This is a genomic window from Candidatus Pseudothioglobus sp. Uisw_086, assembly GCF_048085745.1.
In the GTDB taxonomy this organism is placed as follows: Bacteria; Pseudomonadota; Gammaproteobacteria; order PS1; family Pseudothioglobaceae; genus Pseudothioglobus.
The window spans coordinates 278,405-304,599 of sequence record NZ_CP159803.1 but is presented as its reverse complement, the minus strand read 5'-3'; the positions used below and the strand labels follow the sequence as shown (position 1 = coordinate 304,599).

Below are 26,195 nucleotides of genomic sequence, written 5' to 3'. Positions count from 1 at the left end.
TTATGTCTGACATTCAACATCACAAAATCCTAATTCTCGATTTTGGCTCTCAATATACTCAACTAATTGCTAGAAGGATACGAGAGATTGGCATTTATTGTGAATTATTACCCTATGATGTCAAACCTCATTTTATTGAAAAATTTAACCCAAGTGGAATTATTCTCTCTGGAGGTCCAGATACAGTAGGTGATGATAACTCTGCTAGAGCACCAGAAATTATTTTTACTTTAAATGTTCCAATTTTAGGTATTTGTTATGGAATGCAAACAATGGCTGTGCAACTTGGTGGAGAAGCCAAAAGCTCCAAAAAGGCAGAATTTGGTTTTGCAAAAATTAGGGCCAGAAATCACTCCAAACTACTGAATAAAATTAGTGATGAAAAGAATTCAAAAGGACATTCTCTGCTAGATGTTTGGATGAGTCATGGAATAGAAGTTACCAAATTACCAGTGGGCTTTGACTTGATTGCTTCAACTGATAACTGTCCAATTGCTGGCTTTGCAAATAACAATAAAAACTACTTTGGACTTCAATTCCATCCAGAAGTAACTCATACTAAGCAAGGAGTTCAAATATTGGAAAGGTTTGTCACTGAAATTTGTAAATGTCAAAAAAATTGGACTACTGATAATATTATTGAAGACTTATTACTTAATATAAAAAATCAAGTTGGTAATAATAAAGTTCTTTTGGGCTTATCTGGAGGAGTTGATTCCTCAGTTGTAGCTATTCTTCTTCATCAAGCCATTGGTAAGCAGCTAACCTGTGTCTTTGTTGACAATGGATTATTAAGACTTAATGAAGGTAACGAAGTTATGAATACTTTTAGTGAAAACTTAGGAGTTAAGGTCATTAGAGCAGATGCCCAGCAATACTTTTATGAGCAATTATCAAATGAAGGCGACCCAGAGGCAAAAAGGAAAATTATAGGCAATGCATTTATTAAAATATTTGATCAAGAGGCAAAAAAAATTAAAGGAATTAATTTTTTAGCGCAAGGCACAATTTATCCAGATATTATCGAATCAGCAGGCGCAGCATCAGGCAAAGCCAAAGTTATCAAATCCCACCATAATGTTGGAGGACTTCCAGAAGACTTAAAATTTGAATTAGTTGAGCCTCTTAAAGAACTTTTTAAAGACGAAGTCAGGGCCATTGGTGAAAGGCTTGGGCTTCCAAGAAAAATGCTACATCGTCATCCTTTTCCTGGACCTGGCCTGGGAGTAAGAATTCTTGGGCCGATTAAAGAAGAATTTGCACAAATCCTTAGAGAAGCAGACAATATTTTTATGGAAGAACTAAATAATCAACAACTGTATGATAAAGTTGATCAAGCCTTTGCAGTATTTTTACCTGTTAAATCAGTAGGCGTTACTGGTGACGACAGAAGGTATGATTATGTGATAGCTCTTCGAGCAGTTGAAACTATTGATTTTATGACAGCTCGTTGGGCAAGACTTCCCTATGACTTCTTAGACCATGTTTCAAATCGAATCATAAATGAAATTTCTCGAGTGTCTAGGGTTGTCTATGATATTTCTGGTAAACCTCCAGCAACTATTGAGTGGGAATAACCATAAAAGTCTATTAAAATCAATTACTTATATAAAATTATGATTTGTATTAAAACAAAAATTCCTCAGGAAATATGTGATACTGATGATGAATTAAAAGCGATTTATCATAGTAAAGATACAGTTTGTATATGGGTTTTTAAAACAAGAATTGATAGAAATAAATTTATGGATGAAACTGCTGGAATGCTTAAAAATGATAGAGAAATGCATTTTGAATCTTTTTATAAAGTTTGATGACACTATTAAACTTGAGAAGCACTTGAGAAGTTTTCAGAAAATACAATTAAATCAATGATTTATAAGTGTGTAATCATTGAGTGGGAATATTCCAATCATCGTAAATGCTTGATATATTTGCCTATATTGTTAGAAAGAAAGTTGGAAACTACAGCGACTAATGCAAAAAACTGGGCGATTAATGAAATTTGGTTTTAATGATTATCTCCGAATGTGGAAAAAAAGAGGAATTCGCCTTCCTTTTTCATATTTTTTTCAAGCACACCTTTTTGATTTAGTTCATCGTAAAGATACGCATATGTGGCTTCCAAAAGAAAAATATATTGATAGCCCAAAAAATTTTGAAAGTGGCGTACTTTATATGAGCAGTTGGACAAATACGATTAAATTGTCAACTAACAAAGCAGTTAATTTACTTTCTTTAAATCCAAAGAATACTGCATTTATTGATATTGGTTGCGGAAAAGGGAAGGTTTTGTGTATGTGGAATAAAATGTTTCCGAAAGCAAAACATATTATTGGTATAGATTACAGTCCGCAGTTAATTGAGATATGTGAAAAAAACTTGCATCAAACTTCCAAATTGAAAGTTGAATTAATATGTGCTGATGTGACTGAAATTGAATTGGAATTTAACTGCGAAGTTTTTCTCTTCTACTTATTCAATCCTTTTGATTCAAAAATATTAAATAAATTTCTAAAAAAAATATCTAATAAAAAAGCGGTAATTATTTACAACAATCCAATACATAAAACTACTATAGTTGATAATGGGTTTAATGAACATTTTGACAAAGAAAGTTGGCATCCAAACGCAAGTTTTGCAATTTTTTCTAATATAAACCTTACTTAATAAATGCTTAATTCTAATAAGAATAAAATTGATATTTTTGGTGGAAAGGCTGCCATCAAACAAAACAAGTTTGGTGTATGGCAATTTAGATTGTGGATTGCTATAAAAAGTTAAAAAGTAGTTTAAAACTAAAAAATAATATGATAAAAAATCAACAACTCACATACGTGCTAAAGTTGAGTGGGAATAGTTTTTAGTATGTTAATAGCATTCTTGACGGGATTTTTGTTAGGCATATCTTTAATACTTGCAATAGGGGCACAAAACGCATTTGTATTAAGGCAAGGTATTCTTGGGCAGCATGTTTTCTATGTAGCTCTATTTTGTGCACTATCTGATGTTCTTCTAATTATATTTGGCGTAATAAGCATTACATTTTTTTTAAATAATTTCATTAACCAATATTCAAACTTACTCTTTGGTTTTTCTTCAGTTTGGCTCTTTTTTTACGGCATTATTAGATTAAAAGCAGCTTTCAAATCAAATATAGCAATCAAAATAGAAGCCTCTTCACCAAAAAATCTACTAACAACTTTATCAATCCTCTCCGTTTTAACTTTTGCAAACCCACATGTTTATCTAGATACAATGGTTCTAATTGGATCAATATCACAACAGTTTTCTGGAAATGAGAAAATTTCCTTTGTAATAGGAGCATCACTAGCTAGTTTTGTATTTTTCTTTAGTCTAGCTTATGGCTCCAAGCTAATAGCTCCAATAATGAAAAGTCCCAACTCATGGCGCTTTCTTGATTTTGTAATAGCCATGATCATGTTTACTATAGCGATAAAATTAGCTTACTCAGGAAATTGGCTTTAATTAATAATCATAAATACTCCACACAAAAAATATGAACAATGATGTTAAATGGATGCAACTTGCAATTATTGAAGCTGAAAAAGCTAAAAAAATAGGTGAAGTACCTGTTGGCGCTATTTTAGTGAAAAATCATAAAGTTATTACAAGGGCCCATAACCAGTCAATTTCAAATAAAGACCCTACTGCTCATGCTGAAATTCAATTGTTAAGAAAATCAGGTAAGAAGCTACAAAACTATCGACTTAATGATTGCACAATATATGTAACACTGGAGCCATGTGCCATGTGTTTTGGAGCAATGATGCATGCCAGAATTGATCGAATTGTATATGGTGCTTATGACTTTAAAACTGGCGTATGTGGATCAAGTATAGATTTAACAAATAGTAATAATTTTAATCATCGGGCTGAAATTACAGCTGGTGTTTTAGAACATGATTGTAAAAAAATCATCCAAGATTTTTTTAAAGAAAAAAGATATTGATATATTATGATAAATCTTTTTTCGATAAAATATATTTTATTGAATAATAATTTTCAACTATATAAATGCAACCAAAAAATATTAGCTATCAAGATCATGAGATTGATTCAAAAGAATTAATTAATTTCCTCTTTGAAAGTAAAAAATTTATTTTTACTATAACTAGTTTTTTATCAATAATTGCAATTTTGTATACTCTTTCATTACCTCAAATAATCCCAACTTACAAGAGTCATATATACTTTTTAAAACCGAGTCAAGAAACAATTTTGGAATTGAATAAAATGCTAGTCTCTAAAGAGACTCAGCAATCAGTTTTTTATAAGTTCTTAACAAAAGCAATGTCTAAAAAGTTTCAAAACAAAATTTTCAAAGAAAAAAATTATTTTAATAATATCAATAATCCAGTTACAGAAAATGATGTTTCTATTAAAGAATATATTAATTCAATAAAAACATTAGATGATGATAATCATGAAAAATCTAAATTAGCTGCTTATGAAGTGCCATGGACGATTTCTATTACTGGAGGTGATCCAACAATAACTTCAACCTTCCTAAATGATCTTGTAGTTTCTGCAGACAAAGAGCTATTAAAGGAATTAAAAGATTCTAGTAAAATTGAAGCTTCATCTCGAATTGAGGAAATAGCAATAGAAAGATCAGTAATTCTTAAAGCTAATGAAATTAATAATAATTTCAATAGAGAACTACTAGAATTAAATATTGAAGAAGCAAAATTAAACTTACTTGAGTTTAATCCTGACCTGCTTGCTTTGGTTCAGATAGATCAATTAGCATTACCACCCAAAACACCAATAAAAAAATATGGTAGAAAAAGATCAGTTATACTTATTTTTCATATATTTGGAAGTTTTATGTTATCAATATTTTTAGTGCTTATAAGAAATATATACCGATTTAATAAAAACGAAATTGATTAAGTATTTTTATAAAGTGTACATACCTCCATTAATATGCAATGTTTGAGCTGTAATATAAGAGCCACTATCTGCTGCAAGAAACAAAACTGCTTGTGCAATTTCATTGGTTGTACCTAGCCTTCCCATAGGGATTTGATTGGTTAGTGCTAATTTTTGCTCTTCTGGAAGATTATTAGTCATGTCTGTTTCAATAAAACCTGGAGCGATAGCATTAACCGTAATGCCCCTAACACCAACTTCTCTAGCGAGCGATTTTGTAAATCCCATAATTCCAGCTTTTGCAGCAGCATAGTTAGATTGCCCAGCATTTCCCATAGCACCAACAACTGAGGTAATAGAGATAATCCTTCCAGATCGTTTTTTTATCATGCCCCTTAAAACAGATTTTGACATCTTGTAAACTGAAGTAAGGTTTGTGTTAATAATATCATCCCACTCCTCTTCTTTCATCCTTACTAGAATATTATCACGAGTTATTCCAGCATTATTAACCAGTATATCTATAGAACCATAATCTTCAGTAATATTCTTTAAAAGATCAGAAATTTGCTCATTATCGGTTACATTGAGCTTCATGCCCTTACCAAGGATATTATTTTCAGTAAATATTCTAGAGATATTTGCCACTCCCTCATCACTAGTTGCTGTTCCTATTACAGTAGCTCCCGCCTCACCTAAAGTCAGCGCGATGGCTCTGCCAATTCCCCTGCTAGCACCAGTTACAAGGACTAATTTTTCATTAAGCATTTGATATTTCCTCAATAGTAGATTTCAATGTAGTCACATCTATTATAGCTGAACCAGTAAGAGACTTATCAATACGCCTTGTCAGTCCAGCTAATACTTTTCCAGGACCAGTTTCAATAAGTTTCTCTACGCCTGAACTTTTCATTTTTTGAACTATTGAAGTCCAAAGAACTGGTTTATGAAGTTGCTCAACCAATTTAGACTTTATCTCTTCAATATTATTTGAATAATCCGCATCAACATTATGGAGAACTTTTTCATTCCCCATTTGAAAATTAACATTATCAACTGAGTGCTTAAAATCGATTGCGGCATCTTTCATAAGCGAGCAATGTGATGGAACACTTACTGGAAGGACCAAAGCCCGTTTTGCACCAGCTTCTTTCATTAATTCACATGCATTTACTACTGCCTTTATTTCGCCAGCAATAACTACTTGGCCTGGTGAATTAAAATTCACAGCTTCAACCACTCCCTCTTCATTAGCAATAGAGCATATTTCAACAACTTTTGCATCATCAAGTCCCAATATAGCAGCCATAGAACCTGATCCACTTGGCACTGCTGCTTGCATTAGTTCAGCCCTTTTTCTGACTAATTGAATTGCATCAAATAAGCTTAAAGATTCAGAGGCGACAAGGGCCGTATATTCACCTAGGCTGTGTCCAGCAATCGACATAGGCATTAAATTAACTTCACTTTCTAAAACTTTATATGTTGCATAGCCTGCAGCAAGCATAATTGGCTGAGTATTTTCAGTAAGGTTTAGTAGATCTTGATCCTCATTAATGATTCTCCATAGATCCAAATTGATCGCTTCACTTGCTTCTTGAAAAATCTCATTTACAATTGAAAAATTACTACGAAGATCTTCTAGCATACCTAGAGATTGAGAACCTTGACCTGGAAAAACGATTGAATATTTCATTATATGGTTAATTATAAATGAGATTAATAATAAAAAAGCGCCCGAAAGCGCTTTTTAAAATATATAAAACTAGTTACTATGCAGTTTGTATTGAAACATATTGGCGATTGAATTTACCCTTCTTTTCAAACTGAACTTTTCCATCAGCAACTGCGAACAAAGTGTCGTCTTTACCTTTTTTAACATTGGTGCCCGGATGAAATTTAGTACCTCTTTGGCGAACCAAAATATTTCCAGCTAATACTACTTGGCCACCAAAACGCTTGACTCCAAGTCTTTTGGATTCGGAATCTCTTCCGTTATTAGTACTACCACCTGCTTTTTTATGTGCCATAGATTACTCCTTATGCCTTAATTTTATCAATTTGAATTTCAGTAAACAGCTGTCGATGTCCTTGTTGTTTCATAGAGTGCTTACGTCGTCTGAATTTTAAAATGTGTACTTTTTTACCTTTGCCTTGAGAGATTACTTTCGCTTCAACGCTTGCTTTAGCAACATGTGGAGAGCCAACTTGTACTTTATCACCATCAGCAACCATTAGTACCTCATCAAAGGTTACTTTCTTTCCAGGCTCTATTTCAAGCTTCTCAATTTTTAGAGTTTCACCTTCAGTAACTCTGTATTGTTTTCCACCTGTTTTAATGACTGCGTACATAACAAATCCTAATCTGATTGCTAAAAAAGGAGGAATTATACTTGAACGTTGCTCTTAATGAAAGCACTGTTAACGAAATAAGTTATAATTCTCTGTTTTAAATCAACAGAGACAAAACATGATTATTCTAGAGACAAATATGGGTGAAATTCACATCAATGTTGACGCAGATAAAGCGCCAATTTCAGCTAAGAACTTCACTGATTATGTAGAGGATGGCTTTTTTGATGGAACCATCTTTCATAGAGTTATTCCTAACTTTATGGTTCAAGGTGGTGGCATGACTGAAGACATGCAGCAAAAACCCACGAAAGCTAATATTGAAAACGAAGCTAAAAATGGACTGAAAAATGTTAAGTATAGTGTTGCTATGGCAAGAACATCAGCACCACATTCAGCCAGTTCGCAGTTTTTTATTAATGTTAATGACAATCAATTTTTAGATTTTCCAGGCCAAGATGGATGGGGCTATTGCGTTTTCGGTGAGGTCGTTGCAGGAAAAGATATTGTTGATAAAATTGAAAAAGTTGAAACAATAAATTTAGGTGGTCATTCTGATGTCCCTGGCGAGGCTGTTATGATTATCAAAGCCTCTATTAAAGATTAAATTTATGAGGCCAGATTAAATTCTTGCCAATAAAGATATGTTAACTTCATTAATCATCTCTGATTTACACCTTACAAACGTTGAGGATGATAAAGTTATTTTTTTTAATCAATTTTGTGAGGATCATGCATCCAAAGCAGATCAACTATTTATTTTAGGAGACTTATTTAATAGCTGGTTAGGTGATGACGTTTCAATTTCAAGTCACAACACCATTATTTCCTCGTTAAAAGAATTAACAAAAGAAACTAAAGTCTTTGTAATGGCTGGAAATCGAGATTTTCTGCTCTCACATAATTTTGAAGCTGAAACTGGCTGCATATTAATCAATGAGCCATACGAACTGGAGCACAACACAAAGAAGTTTCTTCTTATTCATGGAGATAGTCTTTGCACTGATGATATCAACTATCAAAAGTTAAAAAAGGTTCTCAGAAATCCAATTGTTCAGTATATTTTTCTTCATTTACCAAAAAATATTCGCCTCAAGCTAACGGGGCAGCTTCGCAAAAAAAGTGTTGAAGCACAAAGCTATAAATCCTCAAAGATTATGGATGTAAACCAACAAACTACTGACCTCTTAATGTCAGAGTATCCAGGCTATGAATTAATTCATGGCCATACACATCGTCAAAAAACTCATACTATGAAAAATTACACGCGCTATGTTTTAGGTGACTGGTCTAAAAACAAAGGCAATGCAATTAAATTGAGTGATAACCTAGAGTGGCTTGAAATTAACTGACCGCTCAAAAAAATTAATTGACCCGACCTTTAACTTTACCTTATCTTCAATATTAATCTTTGATTTGAATTTTATTTGAGTCATCATAGCAAGAGATGGAATATTTATTAAAGCCTTCTCACCATTAACTTCAACAATAACGCCCTCCCCTTCCCAAGAATTATTTTGCTTCAGATAGAGGCATTTATAATGCTCCACACTTTGACGGATTGCTTTATTGACCTTAGGAAGTGAAGAGTTAATTGCTTTAATTCTATCTTTGACAGCGTTGTCATCTAAGGTTGGTAGTTCGCTGACAAACCTTACCAATTGTTGCTGAACTAATAAATCAAGATACCGCCTCATTGGGCTAGTAACTCTTATGTATGCTGAGAGTCCTAAGCCTGAATGCATAGAAGGCTTTACTGTAATCTTAGACCTCTTAAAGCCTCTAGAAGCTTCAAATGCTTTTGCGATAGTTAAATTTTGTATATTATCAACAATATCTTCGCTGAAACTCCCAGCCTCTTGGGTTAGATAGGGCATTGAAATATTATTTTCAATGGCAAATTGGGCAACTGCTCGCCCAGCAATTACCATCATTTCAGCCACTAAATCTCTGCTGTTACTATCATCTTGAGGCGTAATAAAAACCTTTTGGCCTTTAACTTTAACTTCAACATTTGGCAGGTTTAGTTTGACTGCACCATTATCATCCCTAAAGGCTTTATGAGAAATTGCAATATCATTCAATTTAGACAAAACTTCATTTTCATTTATGACTCTATCAGCATATTCATAACTCATATTTGTAACTTTTATTTCACTTAAATGTATCTCGATATCACTTATTTCTGAGCTATCAAGCTTTAAGCCAATTGAGATGGCATGTGAAATCTCACTTCCACCCAAAGAGCAAACACAAGATAGCTCTGGAGGCAGCATATGAAGAATTTGATCTGGAAGATATAAATTTGAAGCTCTTTTTTGGGCAAAAATATCAAGCTCACTATCAATCTCCACATAACTTGCAACATCTGCAATATGAATCCAAAGCATATCCCCATCAACACTAATTGCATCATCTGCATCCCTAGAGTCGCCATTATCTATGGCAAGACAAGTTAGGTGAGTTAGGTCTTTTCTAGTGAATTCTTTTAATATGACTTTGATCTCTTCATCTAAATATATTTTATGTCTCTGCGGATAAGGATTCGTTAACTCCGACCAATACTTAAGTTTAACAAGAAGTTGGTGGGCATTTTCTGGAGTATTTTCAATAGATAAAGCGCTCATTGCTTTGCTGTGCTTTGATTGATTTAGAGCAACCTGCTCTATTTCATTGATCCAAACAATGTCATCATTATCAAGTATATTATTATTTAAATTAACAATACATCTTTCCAAGCTTTCTACTGCTATAGCTTTTTCATTTCTTTGTGTTTGAATTAATTTGACTTGCTCTACTGGGCGAAGCATTAAAGCATCTTTAGACCAATAGAAGTATAAACTGTCTTCAGACATTAAATAAACGCACCAAGCATTTTGGCTAGTAAAGTCATCAAAAATCCATTCAGTTATTTCTTGAAGCGATAGTGATTCTTCTTGAAGATCGTTCAAGATACTCATATCTGCCTTCATACATTGATCGGTTACATTTGAAAACTCAGGATGGATATAACGAAAATCTTTTTCTCTCACTTTTTGTGAAGATCCATCAGAAAAACTAACTTCATACTTATGGGTAGTTGAGGCAACAATCTTTGCCGGCTTCCCTTTGTATGCAACGAGTGCACCAATTATTGACAAAAATTACTCCAATGTAAAGAATTTGATTACTAAAAACAACAGAGTTTCTATTTGGGCCCTACCTGCTTTTCTTTGATATGCTTACTAATTGACAGCACAGTAATAACTATTAAGATCAAAGTAAGGCCTAGAGTTCCAAATAATTTAAAGTTTACCCAGGCTTCTTCAGTTCTTTGAGCAGACAAGCACAGATTTTCTAGAGGCGTTTGAGCACAGTTAAAATTACTCAGATCTATCTTTGGATCGACTAGTATTCCGCTATCTAAAAATTTCTGCCTAGTTGTAAGAGCAGTATTTACAAAATAGCCATTAACAATTGCAATACCTACAAAACCAAAACCCCAAAACCAAGTTAAGCGAGTCCAAATAGCTCTGGGAAGATCAAGCTCTTTACCCATCATTCTTTCGAGCAGCGTCTTACTTCCAATCCAGTTACTGGCGATAAGTGCAACTGCAAATATTACATATAGCACACTCACTTTCCACATAACGAATGCAGGATCTCTTAATGCAATACTGATTCCACCAAAAACTACCAGCAAAATAAAAGTAAGGACCTGTGAAGTCACAAACTTTCCAGTTGTTATTCTGGCATACATCATTTGTGCAAAAGTTGACGCAATCATTGCATATATAGCAGCGTAAAGTCCAAAGAATTTATACACAACAAAGAAAAGGATTATGGGACCAAAATCAAATAGGAACTTCATTTATTTACTCCGAGTGCTCTTGAGAGCAAAAAATTTTACCATTTTTAATAATCGCATCGGACTCTGGAACATGCGTATCACAAACAGAGCATGCAAGCATTTTTTGTCCAGTTTTAGTCTTTACAGATTTAGATGAATTAGGATTCATAAATCTTTTAAACAGAGAAATACCAACCCAACCTAACAGCAATACTAATATCAGTTTAATCAAAGGAACAGCCTCAAGGAATTTGAACTCATAAAAGTTAAATTTTACATAAATAATCTGTCTTTCTGCGTTAAAGGTTTAATCACGTCATTAATATTTATTAATTGTTAGTATCAATTAAATAGGCTACTATATTATTTGTGAGTAATTAAAGAATAAAATTGTTAATTTTATGCAAACCGAAATTCATCAAAGTCCAACTGGCTCAAAAATTAATCTACATAGCCTTTTACCTTTAGGTGAGGCTAGGGCTGTGGTTCATATAACTCACGGAATGGCTGAGCACTCTATGAGGTACTCTCGATTTGCATTGGAGTTAACGGCTGCTGGCTTTGCAGTTTTTGCTCATGACATGAGAGGTCATGGACGAACTATAGCCGATGATGCTCCTCAAGGAGTGTTTGCTAAATCTGATGGACTCAATAAAGTATTAGAAGATCAAAATGAAATTATAAATCTAATTAAAGAAAGGCTTCCTAACAGGCCAATAATTTGCTTCGGACACTCTCTTGGATCCATCATTAATTTAAACTTTACATTAAATTATCCAAATCAAGTCAATGCGCTTGCATGCTGGAATAGTGGAATTGAAACAGGTCTTTTGCCTCAAGCGTCAAGAGTAATATTAGCGCTAGAAGGATTTTTTCGTAATCAAAATCTCCCAAGTTTAATAGCCTGGAAACTTTCTTTTGAGGCTTGGAACTCAAAATTTAAACCCAACCGAACTAAATTTGATTGGCTATCTCGGGATGAAAATGAAGTGGACCTATATGTCAACGACCCTTATTGTGGGTTTGAAGTATCAATATCAATGTGGAGAGATGTGCTGGATGGCGTCTTCTATGCAGGCAATAAAAAGATCTTACAAAAATTACCTAAAGAGCTTCCAGTGCATCTTATTGGTGGAGCTGAAGATCCATGCACTCTAAATGGAGGTGACATGGAAAAACTAGCAACAAAACTTCAAAACAGTGGACTCTCTGATGTCACCTGTAAGATTTTAGAGGGGACTCGTCATGAAAGTTTAAATGAAATTAATCGCGATCAAACAACTAAGCAGTTTATTAAATGGCTTGAAGAAAGGTTTTAATAATTCTTTAGCTTTTCTTAATGAGTAATTGGTAAAAAAAATATTATCGATAGTATATAATTTCTCGTTCTTCATCCTTCTTCGCCCGGATGGTGAAATTGGTAGACACACAGGACTTAAAATCCTGCGCCTTTAACGGGCGTGCCGGTTCGATTCCGGCTCCGGGCACCATCTTCTCAATTCTACTAAACTTTCTCCTAATTACTTTATCTTCAGAAGATTCTTTTTGTAGGCCAAATTTAACTATAAATAATATTATTTAATGGTAATATGCTAATTGTTAAGAATTGTTGTTGGCAATTAAAATACCTTCAATATGACTTCACAAAGTAGGATAAATATAAATAATATTAATCAATAAAAGGAGAATGAACATGAGCGATGGAGAGACTCAAGATTCAGAATTAATTTATGAGCTAGAGGCGAATCCGCCAACTGCTGAAAAATTCTTTGCAGCACTACAACACGTACTTGCAAGCTTTGTAGGCGTAATAACCCCAACCTTAATCATTGGTGGCGCACTTGGACTAGGTGAACAGATACCTTATCTTATAAGTATGGCGCTTATGGTTTCAGGTGTTGGAACAATTATTCAAGCAAAAAAACCTATGAATATTGGTGCTGGAATGATCTGCGTTCAAGGAACAAGTTTTGCGTTTCTTAGCTCTGTTCTTGCAGCTGGCTTTCTTGCGAAGGCTCAAGGTGGTGGGCCAGATGAAATTCTTGCAATGATAATGGGGGTGTGTTTCCTAGGAGCGTTTATAGAGATTGGCTTAAGTCAGTTTTTACCGCAACTTAGAAAACTAATCACTCCGATTGTAACGGGTACTGTAATTACTATTATTGGCATTAGCCTTATTAAGGTTGGTTTAACGGATCTTGGTGGTGGACAGTGGCTGCTAGATAATAAACCCGAGTTTTGGGGTTCTTTAACTAATATAGCCCTAGGATTCATAGTGATGATTTCAATCATTATATTGAATCGTTCTAACAATCAGTGGATACGTTTATCATCGATCGTTATTGGACTAGTTATAGGGTTTGTTGTAGCAGCAGTTTTGGGTAAGATTAGTTTCAGCTCATTGTTCGCTGTTCAACAAGTTATAAGTATTCCTATACCTTTTAAGTATGGCTTTGATTTTGATATTATTGCCTTTATACCTATTGCGTTAATTTACATAATTACCACAATAGAATCTTCTGGTGATATTACTGCTAACTGCATGATATCAAAACAAGAGATCAAGGGCGAAGGTTACTTAACTCGTATCAAAAATGGTGTTCTAGGTGATGGCGTTAATTCAGCAATTGCTGCTGCTTTTAATACGTTCCCTAATACAACGTTTAGTCAAAACAATGGCGTAATTCAGTTAACTGGTATTGCAAGTAGGCATGTAGGAGTTTGGATTGGAATAATCCTTGTTATTATGGGCCTATTCCCTCATGTAGGATCAATCCTTAGAGCATTACCAGCCTCTGTTTTAGGCGGTGCTACGATTGTAATGTTCGGAACTGTTGCGGTGGCAGGAATCAAGATCCTTTCAACAGTAAATATGAATCGTCGTAATATGCTCATACTAGCTGTTTCTTTTGGTATGGGTCTAGGTGTTTTACTAGTTCCTCAGTTTGCAGGAGCTCTAGCTAGTAATATAGGCGGTACATTTGGAAAGCTTATGGGAAGTATTTTTAGTTCAGCAATCACCACTGGTGGTATAACTGTTCTTATTATGACTGCTCTTATGGGCGAAAAAGTAGAAGACTAGTATAGTTTTCTTAATAAAAAAGGGTAGCTTAAGCTGCCCTTTTTTTATGGCTGCAATCAAACCTATAAACTCATTGAATTAGACCTCTTTTGACACTTTAATATAACTAAATTAGTAGAATTCATAATGTAATTTGTACCAATATTAGAAACATTCACTTAATTATGTATGGTATATTTCATTTTGTTATATAAAATTTTATTGAATTAAGCTCAATTTAAGCTTTATACAAAGCCTTCAATAGGCAGTTTGAATAAAACCTAAAAGTTTAATATAATGTAATTATTTAGTAACTAAAACAGACGGTCAAAAGCCGCCTCTTGGAGTTTTATTTTTGTTTAAAAAAAGTGTTTATCTATGAGTAATAAAGAACCGCTAGTAAAGTTTGAAAATGTGCAAAAAAGTTATGATGGTGAAATACTTGTTGTTAAAGACTTCAATTTAGATGTCGCACCAGGAGAGTTTGTTACAATGCTAGGGCCATCTGGCTCTGGAAAAACGACCTGCCTAATGATGCTTGCAGGATTTGAGCCAACAACTAATGGCACAATCTACTTAAAAGGAAAGCCAATTAACAATGTCCCTCCTCACAAACGAGGCATTGGTATGGTATTTCAAAACTACGCCCTCTTCCCGCACATGACGGTTGCTGAAAATCTAGCGTTTCCTCTTGAAGTACGCAAATTTGGCAAAGCTGAAAGAGAGGCAAAAGTTAATCGCGCCCTGGATATGGTTCAGTTAGGTGAATTTGGTCAAAGACGCCCAATGCAACTATCAGGCGGTCAGCAGCAGCGCGTTGCTGTAGCAAGATCTCTTGTTTTTGACCCTGATTTAGTTTTAATGGATGAGCCCTTAGGCGCTCTAGATAAAAACTTAAGAGAGCAGATGCAGTATGAAATTAAGCACCTTCACGAAAGCCTTGGATTAACAGTGGTCTACGTAACGCATGACCAAACTGAAGCGCTAACTATGTCGAACCGAATTGCTGTTTTTAATGATGGTGTGGTTCTTCAGTGCTCTTCCCCAGAAGATCTTTATGAAAAACCTGAAAACTCATTCGTTGCAAACTTCATTGGTGAAAATAATCGCCTAATGGGAACCGTTGAAGCCATTAAAGGAAATACAGCCACAGTAAAAACAGACTCTGGAGATATCGTTGTTGCCACCAAGGTTAATGTTGGCAAGGTTGGAGATCGCGCGACACTATCATTAAGACCAGAGCGCATCATGGTTGCACCAAAGAAAGGAAAAACGCCAAACACATATTCAGCCAAGGTAGAAGAACTTATCTATCATGGCGACCATATTCGCACGCGCTTTAGTGTGTGTGGACACGACGATTTTATCGTCAAAATTCCTAATTCAATCGATAATGTTGACCTTAAGAAAGGTAAACAAGTTGATATTGGTTGGATGTCGGAAGATTGTCTTGCTTTAGATGGTTAGAGCTTAGACTTAACTTTAGGAGAAATATATGAAAAATGTAATAACAAAAACTCTGGTTGCCGGTGCTATTTCAACAGCGATGTTGGCTGGTGCAGTCCAAGCAGAAGTAACTTTTGTTTCTTGGGGTGGTGGCTATTCAGCTTCACAACAAAAAGCTTACGTTGACACTTACTCAAGTGGAGATGTAAATATGATTAGTTACAACGGTGGTTTGGGTGAGGTTCGTGCTCAAGTTGAATCTGGCAGTGTTCAGTGGGATATCGTTGACGTACTTGCATCGGATGCTCGTATTGGTTGTGATGAAGGTCTTTTCGAAGAGCTAGATCGCAGCATGTTCCTCCCTTCGCCTACTGGTGTTGCAATGGATGATGATACGATGGTTCCGGTTCCAAATGATTGCGTAGTTCCGCAAATTTGGTGGTCATACGTACCATTCCATCATGCTGACACCTTCTCAGGTGAACAACCATCAACTATACAAGACTTCTTTGACGTAGAAAAATTCCCAGGCAAGCGTGGTATTCACACTTGGGCTAGTGCTATAACAGAGATGGCATTGTATGCTGACGGTGTTGCTATTGATGATATCTATGATGTATTAGGCACTCAAGCAGGACAAGATCGTGCTTTTGCTAAACTTGACACAATCAAAGATCACGTAGTATTTTGGTCTTCAGGTTCAAAGCCACTTGATCTAGTTAATTCTGGTGAGGTTTCTATGTCACTAGCGTATAACGGCCGTATCGGTGGTGCTGTTCTTAATGACGGCGCTGACTATGTTACTGTATGGGATGGACAAGTACTTGAAGAGGAATGGTTAGTTCTTCTTAAAGGTGCTCCAAACCGTGCTGCAGCTATGCACTTCTTAGTTCATGCTTCTAGCTCTCAGGCACAAGCAGATCAAGCTAAATGGATCAACTATGGTCCTATGCGCACATCTGGTCTTGATATTATGCAAGCGGGTGAGCCATGGTTTAATACTGGTGTAGCAATCATGGAGCATATGCCGAATACTGCTGAGCATATGGCAGGTGGCATTATGGCCAATCCTGATTTCTGGGCAGATAGTGGTCAAGCAATAAATGATCGTTATGCAGCTTGGATGGCTCAATAAGTAGCCAACCTAAAACGAGCTTATTTATTTAACCTCGTTTAATAAAACAGGTCGGTTTTTATAACGACCTGTTTTTATTTTTTAAAAACTAACAAACAAGTTATAGATTTAATGAATATTTTATGAGTGATACTTCGATAACAAATTCTCAAGAACCACTTCTAACAAATGATGGTGTACCGCTTAAAGTAAGCTTACGCAAATCTTTGCGTAGAACAAAAATTCGCTCTTTTCTGTTAATTCTACCCCCACTATTATTCTTATTATTAATGTTTGTAACGCCTATAGGCTCGCTTCTTTCAAGAAGTATTGATGACATCCAAATTAATAATGTATTTCCACAGACATTTGCTCAGTACGAATTATGGGAAGATAAATCCCAACTCCCTAGTGAAGAAATGTTTGCTGCAGTGATTAACGATATTAGAACCACCATAAAAATTAAAGACAGTGAAGGTAATGTTATTGGTAAGAATTTACTCGGTAGATCTGGCACTCGAATGACTTATGAGTTCTCTGGATGGAAAAGTTTAATAAATAAAACAGTTAAAGAAGCTCTAAAGGTTGATAAAAAATCAAAGGAAGCAGTTAAACCTTTTAAGTGGGAGGCGCCCTACAAAGAAAAGATGATTAAAAGAGATAAGCGCTGGGCTAAGGTTGAATTCTGGCAGTCGTTAGGGGCAATGAAAGACCCCTACACGATGGGCTATTATCTCAACGCTGTTGACCTGAAGTATGACGCCAATAAAAATATCATTCAGAAGGCAGAGTATTTAAAAATTTATAATACGATATGGGTTAGAACTCTCAAAGTAAGTTTAATGGTGACGCTTTTTTGTTTACTGCTTGCCTATCCAGTTGCTTATTTACTAGCAACACTTCCAATGAGAACCTCAAATCTATTAATGATATGTGTGTTGATGCCTTTTTGGACATCGCTCCTAGTAAGAATTGTTGCTTGGATGATTATGCTTCAGCAAAATGGTGTTGTTAATGACACCTTAATGTACATTCTGCCCTGTTTTGAAGGAATGGTTAACCTGCCATTTTTTGGCGCTACCAATATTGATCTTTGTTTTAGTGATGAAGATCGAATACCTATGATGTACAACTTTACTGGAACCATTATTGTAATGACGCAGGTACTTCTGCCATTTATGATTTTGCCAATCTATAGCGTCATGAAGGGAATACCGCCAAGCTACATGAAAGCAGCACAAAATCTTGGGGCTACGCCAACGTGGGCCTTTATTCGCGTTTATATGCCGCAATCTGTTCCAGGTATTGGTGCTGGATGCATATTAGTATTTATTGTTGCCATTGGCTACTACATTACGCCAGAATTGGTTGGCGGAAAAGATGGAATAATGATCGGTAACTTTGTTGCGCGTGAAATGCAGAGAACATTAAATTGGGGTCTTGCTGCTGCTATGGGAGCAATTCTTCTCGCTGCAGTTTTGGTTCTATATTGGGCATATGACAGACTGATTGGCCTTGATAACTTAAAAATGGGATAGTCATGAAATTTCCTACTTACACAACACCTCGAGAAAAACTATGGCACTATACTTATAGGATATTTTGTGGGCTTGTATTGTTTTTCTTAGTAGCACCGCTAATTGTTGTTATTCCACTATCATTTAACAATTCAGTTTTCCTTCAATTTGCACCGGAAATGAAATTTTTTAGTTTTGAGACCTGGTCCTTTAACTTTGATGGCTATGGAACTCGCTGGTACAAAGAGCTATTTGGTATTTGTTCTGCCAATTCAGGAACAACTGTCTGCACAGATAGGTGGATGATTGGCTTTAAAAATAGTGCTATCATTGCAATTTTTGCCACTTTCTTTGCAAGTGTCTTAGGCACATTAGCAGCACTTGGTTTGTCTAATAGACATATGCCGTTTAACCGTTTAATAATGGCGCTTATGATTTCTCCAATGATTGTCCCGCTTATCATTACTGCTGCTGGAATGTTTTTCTTTTTTGCTAAAGTCAACCTTGTTGCAACCTTACCAGGCCTTATTATTGCCCATACTATTTTAGGGATACCATTTGTTGTCATAACAGTCTCTGCTTCACTCTCTGGATTTGATAGTAACTTACTGCGCGCTGGTTCAAGTTTAGGCGGAACACCATTAAGGAATTTTTTCAAAATACAAGCACCTCTTATTGCTCCAGGAGTAATAGCAGGTGGACTATTTGCATTTATTACCTCATTTGATGAGGTCGTTATTGTGCTCTTTGTTGGTGGTCCTGATCAATACACCCTGCCAAGACAGATGTGGTCTGGAATTCGTAATGAGATAAGTCCAACGATTCTAGCGGCTGCCACTCTTCTTGTGATTTTCTCGATTGTATTACTTTCCACACTTGAATGGCTTCGCCGTCGCTCTGAAAAGATCCGAGGCATAACCCCTCACTAAAGCTTTTAATTTTTATCACATTGATGATTCTTAATGTATAGTCTCATTAATGGAAAAACGTGCCCCTTTAGATAAGAATAAACAATCCTTAATTATCATTTCGTGCCTTTTAATTACTTTTTGTATGGGCACTATTCATGCATTTAGTACTTTAATTGAAGGCATTGAACTGCAAATCAATGCAGGCAGGATGGCATCAAGTCTTATCTATTCAACTGGGTTAATCAGCGTAACAGTTGCTGTATTTTTTGGATCCACCCTATATCGTAAACTGTCTCCATCATTGATCATCGTTTTAATAGCAATATTGCCCTTAATTGGCGTCCTTATATCAAATACAGGTAGTTGGATTGGATGGATAGTTGGCTATGGCTTTTGCTTTGGGTTTGCAAGTGGCCTAGGATATGGATTTTCACTGTATGCAGCCTCCTCTGTAACCTCAAGCCAAAAGCTCGGCTTGGTGCTTGGCGCTGTGTCAGCATCCTATGCGTTTGGTGCTGTTATTTTCTCGATGCTTTACCCACTACTTTTTAGTTATTTTGACTTTAAAGCTGGCTACATGATTGGTGTTTCAATACTATCCATTGTTATTATTATTAGTTTAATTCTTTTTCGATTAGCAAAAAAAGACTTAACTGCAAAAACAAAATCCATTGGCAAAAATCAAAGTGTTAAAGGAAAAATTATTAAGCTATGGCTGGCCTTTTTCCTTGGTGTTTTTGCTGGCCTTATGACAATAGGTCATGCAGTGCCAATTATTAAAGCATCAGGAGGGTCATCTGAAATTGCAATAACTGCTATTTCCCTAATGGCTCTTGGAAGTGGAATTGCAGGTATATATGCTGGCTGGCTTGCAGATCGATTTGGTTGCAAGCGCCCTATTTTAGTAATTTTGACTATAAGCTCTCTCGCCCTATTAAGCCTTTCAATATTTACAAGTATTAATCTAATGTTAATATTTTTGACTCTTATCGCTTCTCTTTATGGCGCCTTGATTGCAATTTATCCAACCTTAGTGAATCACGTATTTGGACCTGATTACTCAGCTTGGGCCTATGGAAGAATTTTTACGGCATGGGGAGCAGCGGGCTTAGTGTCACCTTCTCTTGCCGGCTGGTTATTTGATCAATATAATAACTACAATTCATCATTATTTTTTGCCTTCATTTTATCCATTTTTGCTGGATTAATCATTTGGAGTCTCAAATATGACGTTAATGGTGCAACACATTAACTATTAAAGAGTTCTCCAAAAAAATGACGATCCAGAATATAATAAAACATATTTATTACTTAAATCTATCATCATGAAAAAACATATTATTTCCACCAATAAGGCCCCTGCTGCAGTAGGAACATACTCTCAAGCTGTTGCTGTTACAGGCGGAACTACGATCTATCTTTCAGGGCAAATTCCTTTGGTTCCTGAAACAATGGAAGTAGTGGAAGGCGGCATTGACGAGCAAATTCACCAAGTATTTAAGAATTTATTAGCCATGTGTCAAGAATCAAAAGGCAGCTTAAGCGATATCGTTAAACTTAACATTTTCTTAACAGACCTAAGTAATTTTGCTACATTAAATGAAATTATGGCTACCTACTTTACAGAGCCATATCCAGCCAGAGCAGCTATTGGTGTAAACGAACTCCCAAAAGGTGTGAGCGTTGAAATGGATGGCGTAATGGTAACTGACTCAAACTCCTACAGTTTCTAATTTTATGCCTTCACTCTCTGATCCAATTATTTCGATTAGTGGATTAGGACAGAAGACTTCAGATAGGTTAAACCAACTAGGGATTCATACGCTTGAACACTTACTGTTTCACTTGCCAAGTCGTTATCAAGACAAAACAACTATAACGTCGCTTTCAAGTGCAAGTGTTGAAGACGAAATCCTAATTGAAGTAACGATTGATAGAATTGAAGTCATTCCTGCAAGGCAGAGACAGCTTCTTTGTTACTTATCGGACAATCAAAACCAAAGAGTTCTATTGCGATTTTTTCATTTTACGCAGTACCAAAAGCAAGCTCTTATTCGCGGCGAGACTATCCAGTGCTTTGGTGAAATAAAAATCGGCCGCCAAGGCCTTGAAATGCACCATCCTGAATATCGAATTATTTCGCAAGATCAAAAGCCACTCCTTGAGTCAACCTTAACACCGGTCTACCCTCTTTGCGCCGGCGTTAGTCAAAATAAAATGAAACAATGGGTAAATAATGCTTTAGACGTCTTAAAAGCGAGCGTAATTGATGATTATTTTGAAAAGATAACACAAAGTACGATGCCAAGCTTAAAAGACTCTTTATTCTTACTTCATCACCCTAATAAAAATGAAGATTTATCAAAAATTGAAGCCTTTACTCACATTTCTCAGCAGAGATTAATTATTGAAGAACTGGCAGCCCACCAACTCAGTCTTCTGAAAATTAAAGAAGCAAGAAAAAGTAAAGAATCAAAAAAAATTTCTATTAAAAATGCATTGAGCAATAAACTTCAAAGCTCACTAGAGTTTGATCTAACTTCCGCTCAATCTAGATGCATTAGCCAAATTAATGAGGATCTATCAACCTCTGAGCCAATGCATAGATTACTTCAGGGTGATGTAGGCTCTGGAAAAACAATCGTAGCAGTGTTTGCACTTCTTCAAGCAGCTGAAAATAATTTCCAAACTGCCGTAATGGCGCCAACTGAAATTCTAGCTCGACAGCATCTTCAAAATTTTAGTAACTACCTCACCCCACTTGGTATTCAAATTGCTTTTCTCTCAGGCTCTCAAAATACTCAAGAAAGAAAAGATAACTTAAGTCTTATAGAAAATGGAAAAGCAAAAGTTATTATTGGAACTCATGCATTATTTCAAGAAAATGTTTACTTTGAGGATTTAGCATTAGTGATCATTGATGAGCAACACAAGTTTGGAGTTCATCAGAGACTATCACTTTCTAAGAAAGCCATCTTAACACCTCATCAATTAGTCATGACCGCTACGCCAATCCCCAGATCATTGACAATGAGTGCTTACGCTGACTTAGATACTTCAATTATTGATGAGCTACCTCCAGGTCGCCAAACAATTGAAACTGTTGCACTAAGTAACGCTCGAAGGGATGAATTAATTACCAAAATTAAACAAATTTCAAAGGAAGGACGTCAAATTTATTGGGTGTGTACTTTAATTGAAGAGTCAGAAGCTCTTCGAGCGGAGTCCGCTGAAAAAACATTTACATATCTCACAGATAACCTTAGAGATCTAAAAGTTGTAATGATTCATGGGCGCTTAACAAAGTCAGAAAAAGAAATTATTATGTCAGACTTTTCTACAGGAAAAACCAACCTTCTCGTTGCTACAACTGTAATTGAGGTTGGGGTCAATGTCCCCAATGCAAGCCTTATGATTGTTGAGAATGCAGAGCGTCTTGGTCTGGCCCAACTTCATCAACTAAGGGGCCGAGTTGGAAGAGGCTCTGAAAAAAGTGCTTGTGTCTTACTGTATCAATCACCCCTTAGTCAAACAGCCAAAGAAAGGCTTGATATTCTTCGTCAGAGTAATGATGGATTTTTGATTGCTCAAAAAGATTTAGAGCTGCGTGGTCCGGGTGAAATTTTAGGGACACAGCAAACGGGTATTGCATCAATGAAAATTGCAGATATTGTTAGAGATTCTTACCTACTCAAGCAGGTGGGATACTACTCATCAAAAATGCTAGAAGCAAAGCATACGAGTCAAAATGCTCTAATGACGCGCTGGATTGATGAAGAGAAAACTCACTATTTCGATGCCTAATGTCTACTAGAACTCATTAAAATTAAAGACTCTTGTAAAATACCTAACCTATGTTCAATCCAGATAAGTTTCAATGGCGAATTTTTAATCCTCAAGAAGGGGTGCCTGAGCACGTCTGCAACTGGCTACTGGATGGCCAATCTTTAACTGCTAAACTTAGAGATAAATATGAAGATTTCAAAGTTAATGTTCTCTCTCAAGAGCAAGATAATCCCTATGATTGTGAATTAAAGCTTCTTGCTGCTAGTAATAATCAGACTTTTATTGTAAGAGAAGTTGAACTTATTGGATCTCAAAGACCCGTTGTTATTGCGCGCTCATTAATCCCGTTGACAGCAGATACAAGTGAAATTTTAAAAATTGGAGCCAAGCCATTAGGAGAAATTTTATTTAATGATCCTGAGATTAAACGTGGTCATCTTGAAGTTGGAAGTTTCAATAAATCATGGGCCAGGCGTTCAACTTTTAAAATTGGGAAAACCAAATTACTTGTTTCTGAAATTTTTTTGGAGTCACTTTATGCGTGATAATTTATTTAACAATAATGCTGATATAGCTGATTTTCGTTTCGATGCAGATGTGGTTAAGGTATTTGATGATATGGTTAGAAGATCTGTTCCTGGATATGACTCTATGATTCAAATGGTTGGCCTTGTCGCCAGAATGTATGGGCAAGATAATACTAACTATTATGATCTTGGCTCGTCGACAGGAGCAATATCACTTGCGCTAGCACTAAATAATAAAAATAAAAATAATACATTTATTGCTATTGATAATTCAGCTGAAATGGTAAAAAAATGTCAAGCAAACTTATCTAATAAAATTGATAACTTACAAGTGCTTTGTTCAGACATTACTGACACCAAAATCAATGATGCGTCTATTGTTGTTTTGAACTTAACGCTTCAGTTTATTGATGTTGGAGCAAGAGCTGCACTCTTAAAAAAAATATATGACGGCCTAAACCCTGGAGGCGTATTAATAATTAGTGAAAAGATACACTTTGAAGATCCTGAAACACAAGATCATATTACAAAGCTTCACTTAGATTTCAAAAGGGAAAATGGCTATAGCGAGCTCGAAATTGCAAACAAACGACAAGCGATTGAAAACGTAATGATTACTGAAACTAAAAAAAACCACATTGACCGACTAAGAGATTGTGGCTTTATGGAGACTAGCTGTTACTTTCAGTGCCTCAACTTTGTATCATTTTTATCTGTAAAATAAATTTCGTTTAATCGGCTTTAAATTAGGTTTTTCTATGTTACTAATGATCGACAACTACGATTCATTTACTTATAACTTGGTTCAGTATTTTGGTGAACTTGGTCAAGAAGTTGTCGTCTATAGAAATGACGAAATCTCTATTAATGAAATTGAAAGTTTAAACCCTAACTACATCGTAATATCGCCAGGCCCATGCACTCCAAATGAAGCTGGAATTTCTTTAGAGCTAATCAAAAAGTTTGCTGGAAAGTTTCCTATACTAGGCGTATGTTTAGGTTTTCAAGCAATTGTTCAATCATTTGGTGGAAATATTATTGGCGCCCAGAAGATTATGCATGGTAAAGTTTCACCTATTCATCACACTTCTAAGAGCGTTTTTAAAGGCCTTAAAAATCCTTTAAATGCAACTCGTTATCACTCATTAGTTGCTGAAAAGACGACCTTACCAGATTGCTTTGAGGTAACCGCTTGGACTAATACAGAGTCTGGAGATATTGAAGAAATAATGGGCGTTCGTCATAACTCTTACCCAATTGAAGGTGTCCAATTTCATCCTGAATCTATTCTCACAGAACATGGACATCAAATGCTTAATACTTTTTTACAGGACAATAAATAATCATGGAATTAATTCAATTTTTACAAAATGAGCTTTTACTCTCTGGAACCTTACTTGCTCTTATTATTCTTCTTATAGTAAACATCTATGGAGACACGTTTAGAAAATATGCAGTAGTTGATACCAATGCTGCAGTTTCTTTGATGGATGATGATGAGCTGATCATTTTAGATGTGCGAGAAGAAAAAGAACGCTCTTCTGGATTTATTAATAATGACATTAATATCCCTATGAGCCAAGTTAAAAATAAAATGGGCTCACTTGATAAATCAAAAAATATACTTGTCTATTGTAAAAGTGGCACACGATCTGATCAAATTTCAGGCTTTCTTTCTAAAAATGAATTTCAAAATGTATCTAGCCTAAAAGGTGGCTTTAATGCTTGGCAAAAAGCCGAATTACCAATTCAAAAATAACTAGTATGAAAAAATCTTTAGCTATTATTGGAGCTGGTGCATGGGGAAGCGCACTTGCAATTGCTCTAAGTGAAAAATTTGAAAAAATTTTTCTAATTACAAAAGATAAAGCAAACACTAAGGGACTAGGTAATCAGCATGAAGCACTATCCGTCAAGTTTAACTCTAACATCTCTATAGGCAATAGCTTTGAGGTTATTGAGGAATCACATGCTGTTCTTATTGCGACCCCAAGCTCATCATTTAATAGCGTACTTAAAAACCTCAGCCCTCATGTAAAAAGTAAACCCATTGCTTGGGTAACAAAAGGGTTTGATCCAGACAATGGACAACTCCTTCACCAATCTTTTAGTCAAAAATTTCCTAGTCACCATCCCTGCGCAATATCTGGGCCAACTTTTGCTGCAGAAATTGTTGAAAAAAAACCTGCTGCCATAGTTGTTGCCTCTCAAGATAAAATAACAAGAGATTTTTGGGCTGAAACAATACAAACTAGTAATTTACGAGCTTATACAAATTCTGATATAGTTGGTGTTCAAGTTGGTGGCTCTGTAAAAAATATTTTAGCAATTGCTGCCGGAATTGCAAATGGACTTGGTTTTGGTGCAAATACACAAGCCGCTCTGATTACAAGAGGCTTGGCAGAGATGACTCGACTAGGCGAAGCTCTAGGAGCAGATAAGGTTACTTTCCAAGGACTCTCTGGAATGGGTGATTTAGTTCTCACATGCTCGGATGATTTGTCTAGAAATCGTCGTTTTGGTAAAGAACTGGCTAATAATACACCTACCGATAAAGCTCTAAAAAATATTAATGCTACAGTTGAAGGGTTTAAAGCTTTAGAGCTGGTAATTATGATTGCAAATAATCATCAAATCGAAATGCCAATTTGCGAACAAGTTCTTGCAGTAACTGAAGGTAGGACCACTCCCAGGGAGGCTGTTAATGAGCTCCTTTTAAGAAAGCCTAGCGAAGAGTAAACCAATTCAAATAAAAC

At 35.6% G+C, this 26,195-nt stretch carries 29 protein-coding genes and 1 tRNA gene; 23 read left to right on the top strand and 7 right to left on the bottom strand.

The genetic code is table 11. From position 1 onward, the window contains the following. Positions 1-2: 2 nt before the first annotated feature. The 6 genes from guaA to ABXT49_RS01520 all read left to right on the top strand — a co-directional run bounded on the left by guaA (position 3) and on the right by ABXT49_RS01520 (position 4,917). The gene (guaA, locus tag ABXT49_RS01545; protein ID WP_416652561.1) at positions 3-1,577 is read left to right on the top strand and encodes a glutamine-hydrolyzing GMP synthase; all 1,575 of its coding nucleotides are present in this window, start codon (positions 3-5) and stop codon (positions 1,575-1,577) included. A 39-nt stretch (positions 1,578-1,616) separates the two neighbouring features. Next, positions 1,617-1,814: a hypothetical protein gene (locus tag ABXT49_RS01540; RefSeq protein ID WP_416652558.1), complete on the top strand. Its 198-nt coding sequence runs from the start codon at positions 1,617-1,619 to the stop codon at positions 1,812-1,814. Between the two features lie 184 nt (positions 1,815-1,998). Beyond that, the gene (locus tag ABXT49_RS01535) at positions 1,999-2,670 is read left to right on the top strand and encodes a class I SAM-dependent methyltransferase (RefSeq protein WP_416652556.1); all 672 of its coding nucleotides are present in this window, start codon (positions 1,999-2,001) and stop codon (positions 2,668-2,670) included. A 198-nt stretch (positions 2,671-2,868) separates the two neighbouring features. Then, the gene (locus ABXT49_RS01530; RefSeq protein ID WP_416652554.1) at positions 2,869-3,489 is read left to right on the top strand and encodes a LysE/ArgO family amino acid transporter; all 621 of its coding nucleotides are present in this window, start codon (positions 2,869-2,871) and stop codon (positions 3,487-3,489) included. Positions 3,490-3,520: 31 nt separating this feature from the next. Next, on the top strand, positions 3,521-3,973 hold the full coding sequence (tadA, locus tag ABXT49_RS01525) for a tRNA adenosine(34) deaminase TadA (RefSeq protein WP_416652553.1): 453 nt from the start codon (positions 3,521-3,523) through the stop codon (positions 3,971-3,973). A 65-nt stretch (positions 3,974-4,038) separates the two neighbouring features. After that, positions 4,039-4,917, top strand: coding sequence for a hypothetical protein (locus ABXT49_RS01520; RefSeq protein ID WP_416652550.1), 879 nt, complete (start codon positions 4,039-4,041; stop codon positions 4,915-4,917). Positions 4,918-4,923: 6 nt separating this feature from the next. Here ABXT49_RS01520 and fabG read toward each other — a convergent pair whose 3' ends face one another. From fabG to rplU, 4 genes are all read right to left on the bottom strand, one after another. Continuing rightward, positions 4,924-5,664 carry a 3-oxoacyl-ACP reductase FabG gene (fabG, locus tag ABXT49_RS01515; protein WP_416652549.1) on the bottom strand — a complete coding sequence of 247 codons (741 nt, stop codon included), beginning with the start codon at positions 5,662-5,664 and terminating at the stop codon, positions 4,924-4,926. Next, positions 5,657-6,592, bottom strand: a complete 936-nt coding sequence (fabD, locus tag ABXT49_RS01510) for an ACP S-malonyltransferase (protein ID WP_416652546.1) — start codon at positions 6,590-6,592, stop codon at positions 5,657-5,659. Before fabD ends, fabG begins: the two co-directional genes overlap by 8 nt. A gap of 76 nt (positions 6,593-6,668) precedes the next feature. After that, the gene (gene rpmA / locus ABXT49_RS01505; protein WP_271541775.1) at positions 6,669-6,926 is read right to left on the bottom strand and encodes a 50S ribosomal protein L27; all 258 of its coding nucleotides are present in this window, start codon (positions 6,924-6,926) and stop codon (positions 6,669-6,671) included. Between the two features lie 10 nt (positions 6,927-6,936). After that, on the bottom strand, positions 6,937-7,248 hold the full coding sequence (rplU, locus tag ABXT49_RS01500; RefSeq protein WP_271541774.1) for a 50S ribosomal protein L21: 312 nt from the start codon (positions 7,246-7,248) through the stop codon (positions 6,937-6,939). Between the two features lie 118 nt (positions 7,249-7,366). Here rplU and ABXT49_RS01495 point away from each other — a divergent pair, with 118 nt between their 5' ends. Together ABXT49_RS01495 and ABXT49_RS01490 are read left to right on the top strand one after the other, a co-directional pair. Next, on the top strand, positions 7,367-7,855 hold the full coding sequence (locus ABXT49_RS01495; RefSeq protein WP_416652543.1) for a peptidylprolyl isomerase: 489 nt from the start codon (positions 7,367-7,369) through the stop codon (positions 7,853-7,855). 37 nt (positions 7,856-7,892) lie between these two features. Further along, complete coding sequence (locus ABXT49_RS01490; RefSeq protein WP_416652540.1) at positions 7,893-8,600, top strand: UDP-2,3-diacylglucosamine diphosphatase; 708 nt, start codon at positions 7,893-7,895, stop codon at positions 8,598-8,600. On the opposite strand, the gene ABXT49_RS01485 is transcribed toward ABXT49_RS01490, so the two are convergent. The 3 genes from ABXT49_RS01485 to ABXT49_RS01475 are packed head-to-tail and all read right to left on the bottom strand — an operon-like array spanning position 8,577 to position 11,309. Further along, positions 8,577-10,388 (bottom strand): ribonuclease catalytic domain-containing protein, encoded by a 1,812-nt coding sequence (locus ABXT49_RS01485; protein ID WP_416652537.1) that lies wholly within the window; start codon positions 10,386-10,388, stop codon positions 8,577-8,579. The two genes, ABXT49_RS01490 and ABXT49_RS01485, sit on opposite strands and share 24 nt — an antisense overlap. Before the next feature lie 47 nt (positions 10,389-10,435). After that, the gene (locus ABXT49_RS01480; protein WP_416652534.1) at positions 10,436-11,098 is read right to left on the bottom strand and encodes an inner membrane-spanning protein YciB; all 663 of its coding nucleotides are present in this window, start codon (positions 11,096-11,098) and stop codon (positions 10,436-10,438) included. 4 nt (positions 11,099-11,102) lie between these two features. Then, positions 11,103-11,309 carry a PP0621 family protein gene (locus ABXT49_RS01475; protein WP_416652532.1) on the bottom strand — a complete coding sequence of 69 codons (207 nt, stop codon included), beginning with the start codon at positions 11,307-11,309 and terminating at the stop codon, positions 11,103-11,105. 169 nt (positions 11,310-11,478) lie between these two features. Here ABXT49_RS01475 and ABXT49_RS01470 point away from each other — a divergent pair, with 169 nt between their 5' ends. The 15 genes from ABXT49_RS01470 to ABXT49_RS01400 all read left to right on the top strand — a co-directional run bounded on the left by ABXT49_RS01470 (position 11,479) and on the right by ABXT49_RS01400 (position 26,178). After that, positions 11,479-12,396 carry an alpha/beta fold hydrolase gene (locus ABXT49_RS01470; protein ID WP_416652529.1) on the top strand — a complete coding sequence of 306 codons (918 nt, stop codon included), beginning with the start codon at positions 11,479-11,481 and terminating at the stop codon, positions 12,394-12,396. 83 nt (positions 12,397-12,479) lie between these two features. Beyond that, positions 12,480-12,567: transfer RNA gene (locus ABXT49_RS01465), tRNA-Leu, on the top strand. Between the two features lie 203 nt (positions 12,568-12,770). Beyond that, the gene (locus ABXT49_RS01460; RefSeq protein ID WP_416652527.1) at positions 12,771-14,159 is read left to right on the top strand and encodes a uracil-xanthine permease family protein; all 1,389 of its coding nucleotides are present in this window, start codon (positions 12,771-12,773) and stop codon (positions 14,157-14,159) included. Between the two features lie 357 nt (positions 14,160-14,516). Then, positions 14,517-15,605, top strand: a complete 1,089-nt coding sequence (locus tag ABXT49_RS01455; protein WP_416652526.1) for an ABC transporter ATP-binding protein — start codon at positions 14,517-14,519, stop codon at positions 15,603-15,605. Positions 15,606-15,633: 28 nt separating this feature from the next. Continuing rightward, a complete protein-coding gene (locus ABXT49_RS01450; protein ID WP_416652524.1) occupies positions 15,634-16,719 on the top strand; it encodes an extracellular solute-binding protein in 1,086 nt (361 codons plus the stop codon). 122 nt (positions 16,720-16,841) lie between these two features. Beyond that, a complete protein-coding gene (locus ABXT49_RS01445) occupies positions 16,842-18,236 on the top strand; it encodes an ABC transporter permease (protein ID WP_416652521.1) in 1,395 nt (464 codons plus the stop codon). A gap of 2 nt (positions 18,237-18,238) precedes the next feature. Then, positions 18,239-19,144, top strand: a complete 906-nt coding sequence (locus ABXT49_RS01440; RefSeq protein WP_416652519.1) for an ABC transporter permease — start codon at positions 18,239-18,241, stop codon at positions 19,142-19,144. 49 nt (positions 19,145-19,193) lie between these two features. Then, a complete protein-coding gene (locus ABXT49_RS01435; RefSeq protein WP_416652518.1) occupies positions 19,194-20,378 on the top strand; it encodes an MFS transporter in 1,185 nt (394 codons plus the stop codon). 73 nt (positions 20,379-20,451) lie between these two features. Beyond that, entirely contained in the window at positions 20,452-20,859 is a 408-nt protein-coding gene (locus tag ABXT49_RS01430) for a RidA family protein (protein WP_416652516.1), read from the top strand. Between the two features lie 4 nt (positions 20,860-20,863). Next, positions 20,864-22,930, top strand: a complete 2,067-nt coding sequence (recG, locus tag ABXT49_RS01425) for an ATP-dependent DNA helicase RecG (protein ID WP_416652513.1) — start codon at positions 20,864-20,866, stop codon at positions 22,928-22,930. Between the two features lie 50 nt (positions 22,931-22,980). Next, positions 22,981-23,457, top strand: a complete 477-nt coding sequence (locus ABXT49_RS01420; protein WP_416652511.1) for a chorismate--pyruvate lyase family protein — start codon at positions 22,981-22,983, stop codon at positions 23,455-23,457. Then, a complete protein-coding gene (cmoA, locus tag ABXT49_RS01415; RefSeq protein ID WP_416652509.1) occupies positions 23,450-24,163 on the top strand; it encodes a carboxy-S-adenosyl-L-methionine synthase CmoA in 714 nt (237 codons plus the stop codon). The genes ABXT49_RS01420 and cmoA overlap by 8 nt, the downstream gene beginning before the upstream one ends. A 34-nt stretch (positions 24,164-24,197) precedes the next feature. Beyond that, the gene (locus tag ABXT49_RS01410; RefSeq protein ID WP_416652507.1) at positions 24,198-24,782 is read left to right on the top strand and encodes an aminodeoxychorismate/anthranilate synthase component II; all 585 of its coding nucleotides are present in this window, start codon (positions 24,198-24,200) and stop codon (positions 24,780-24,782) included. 2 nt (positions 24,783-24,784) lie between these two features. Further along, positions 24,785-25,198 carry a rhodanese-like domain-containing protein gene (locus tag ABXT49_RS01405; RefSeq protein WP_416652505.1) on the top strand — a complete coding sequence of 138 codons (414 nt, stop codon included), beginning with the start codon at positions 24,785-24,787 and terminating at the stop codon, positions 25,196-25,198. A 5-nt stretch (positions 25,199-25,203) separates the two neighbouring features. Then, the gene (locus ABXT49_RS01400) at positions 25,204-26,178 is read left to right on the top strand and encodes an NAD(P)H-dependent glycerol-3-phosphate dehydrogenase (protein WP_416652502.1); all 975 of its coding nucleotides are present in this window, start codon (positions 25,204-25,206) and stop codon (positions 26,176-26,178) included. Positions 26,179-26,195 lie beyond the last annotated feature (17 nt).